This window comes from Nonomuraea sp. NPDC001684 (assembly GCF_053596515.1).
Map to the genome: position 1 here is coordinate 1 of NZ_JBSFGJ010000762.1, position 2,645 is coordinate 2,645.

General features: G+C 70.2%; 3 protein-coding genes. 1 reads left to right on the plus strand and 2 read right to left on the minus strand.

Annotated features, from left to right (window positions below; translation table 11 throughout):
- Positions 1-1,117, plus strand: a 1,117-nt coding sequence (locus ACWCSD_RS51310; RefSeq protein WP_449926966.1) for a serine hydrolase domain-containing protein, incomplete at its 5' end; no start/stop codon positions are given.
- 15 nt (positions 1,118-1,132) lie between these two features.
- Here ACWCSD_RS51310 and ACWCSD_RS51315 read toward each other — a convergent pair.
- Both ACWCSD_RS51315 and ACWCSD_RS51320 read right to left on the minus strand, forming a co-directional pair.
- A complete protein-coding gene (locus ACWCSD_RS51315) occupies positions 1,133-1,690 on the minus strand; it encodes a DUF6624 domain-containing protein (protein WP_449926969.1) in 558 nt (185 codons plus the stop codon).
- Between the two features lie 97 nt (positions 1,691-1,787).
- On the minus strand, positions 1,788-2,546 hold the full coding sequence (locus ACWCSD_RS51320) for a MerR family transcriptional regulator (protein ID WP_449926972.1): 759 nt from the start codon (positions 2,544-2,546) through the stop codon (positions 1,788-1,790).
- Positions 2,547-2,645 lie beyond the last annotated feature (99 nt).

The following is a 2,645-nucleotide window of genomic DNA, read 5'->3' on the forward strand; positions in this document are numbered from 1 at the left end:
CGCCCCACGCTTCAGGCGGAGCAGTTCGGCTCCCGAGCGCGAGAACCCCGAGCGCACCGCCGCGCAGCTCGCCATCATGAAGAGCGGCAAGATCGTGCTGGCCAGGGGCTACCGCTACAACGACTTCTCCAGGGCGCTGCCCGCGGTCTCGCCGACGTCGTTGTTCCGGATCGCCAGCCTGAGCAAGAACATCACCTCCGCCGCGATCATGCGGCTGGTGCAGGACGGCAAGCTCAGCCTGTCGGCCAAGGTCACCCAGCTCCTCGGGCTCACCCCCCTCGACGAGCGCATGGGCCAGGTCACCGTGCTGCGCCTCATGCAGCACCTCGGCGGCTGGGACCGCGGCGTCTCCAAGGACCAGCTCTGGCTGGACCACACCATCTCCGCCGCGCTGGACGTGCCGCTGCCGATCAGCCACGCCGACATCGTCAAGTACGCCACCGCCCGGCGGCTCGACTTCGACCCCGGCAGCAAGATGGTCTACAGCAACTACGGCTACCTGCTGCTGGGCCGGGTGATCGAGAAGGTCTCCGGCATGTCGTACGAGTCGTACGTCCAGACCAAGCTGCTCCAGCCGCTCGGCATCACCCGCATGCGGCTCGGCCGCAGCCTGCGCAGCGAGGCCGCGCCCGGCGAGGTCGCCTACGAGTCGCAGTACACCAACAAGTCGGTGGTGGACGCCTCCGGCACCGTCGTCCCCTACCAGTACGGCGGCTTCAACATGCCGAACCAGGACGCCAACGGCGGCTGGCTCGCCTCCGCCGTCGACCTGGTCCGCTGGACCCTCGCCTTCGACAAGCCCGGCACGGTGCTGAGCTCGGCCTCGATCGCCAAGCTGGTCGCCAAGCCGGAGATCGGCGTCAACCAGTACGGATCCTGGTACGGCGGCGGCTGGTGGGTGCGCCAGGTCACCGGCCACCTCAACACCTGGCACGACGGCTCGATGCCCGGCACGTACTCCTACCTGGCCCGGCTGCAGAACGGCTTCAGCTACGCGGTCGTGTTCAACCGCAGGGAGGAGACCGGGTCGCTCGACTTCGACACGCTCGACGACGACATGAACAAGGTCACCGTCTCCTCCTGGCCCACGACGGACCTGACGTCCCGCTACTTCTGAGGGCGCCGCGAGCTGTCATTTCACCGACTGGAGCTCCTTGAGGTAGTCCTTCAGCGGCTTGAGACCCACCTCCGCGCGCCGTTCGTCGACCCGCGCCCCGTCCTCGATGGGGGTGCGGGGCCGCCATTCGCCCTCTGAGGTGGTCTCCCACTGCGTCCCGTACACCTGGGGCTTCTTCTCCGCCACGCGCACCCGGTCCACCAGGTAGGCCAGGTCGGACGGGTCGGCGTCGCCGTCGTCCACCGCCCGCCGCATCATCTCCAGGCCTCGGCGCTGGAAGGCCAGGTCGCGGTCGGCGTGCTGGACGAGGGCCCAGGCCGCCTGCGCGCCGTCCTTTCCGACCAGCTCGTACCCCGGCCAGCCGTAGGCGTCGAGGATCTGCCGCATGCGTTCGGTGTTGGCCTTCTCGGTCCGATCCCAGTCCTCCTGGCTGGCCTCCAGGGTGCGCTGCTCCTGGTCCGTCTTGAGCATCTTCAACAGTTCGGCCCGCAGCGCGGGGTTCCTCGGGGCGTCGTCACCGCACGCCGTGACCATGAGGAACGCCGCGAACAGCCACAGGGACAAGACCCGCATGCCCTCGATCATCCCTCCGTCCGTCCCGGGACGCGAGGGATGACCGCTACATCCGGGTACGCGCATTCCCGGTACGCGCGTACGCCTGAAGCGCGTCCTACATCCGGGTACGCGCGTACGCCTGAAGCGCGTCGCGGACGAACCTCGCCCCGGTGGCGTCGCCGTACATGGCGGCGAAGCGGGGGTCGTCGACGTACATGTCGCCGAGGCAGCTCACCATCTCGATCGAGCGCTCCCGGTCGCCCTCGGCCGTGGGCGTGCCCGGGATCTGGCTCAGCCACCCCACGTGCCGGGCGGCCAGCGACTGGGCGCGGTCGGAGGTCGGCGACACCCCGGCCTGCACCGCGGCGACCCACGCGGCGACCAGGTCCTCGGCCGCCCGCTTCCAGGCCCGCTGCTGGTCGAGCGTCTTGCCGTGCCACCAGTCGTTGCTCACCTGGAACGCGCGCTCGCCCCAGCGTGCGATCACGTCGTCCTTGTAGTGGTCGTTGAAGCCGGCCAGCATGACGTCCATCCGCGGTTCCGCCCCCGCCAGCAGGGCGTCCAGCGTGTGACGGACCGACCTGATCTGCCGGTCGATGCGGTCGCGCTCGTCCTCCAGCGCGGCGATGTGGGCCCGCAGCCCGTCGCACGCGTCCACCTCGTCGGCCAGGACCTCGGCGATGGCCGGCAGGCCCATGCCGAGCCGGCGCAGCAGCAGGATCCGCTGCAGACGCAGGACCGCGGCGGAGTCGTAATGGCGGTGGCCGTTCGCGCCCACCCGGGAAGGCATCAGGAGCCCGACGCTGTCGTAGTGCCGCAGGGTGCGGCTGCTGACGCCGGCCCTGGCCGCCAGCTCCTGGATCGTCCACTCCATCGTCCCAGTGTCACCCGCGGCGGAGCGTGGTCGCGATGATCTCGGCGCTGTCGGCGTGCAGGGCCTGCGCCGCCGTCCGGCCGGTCGCCGCCAGGTAGG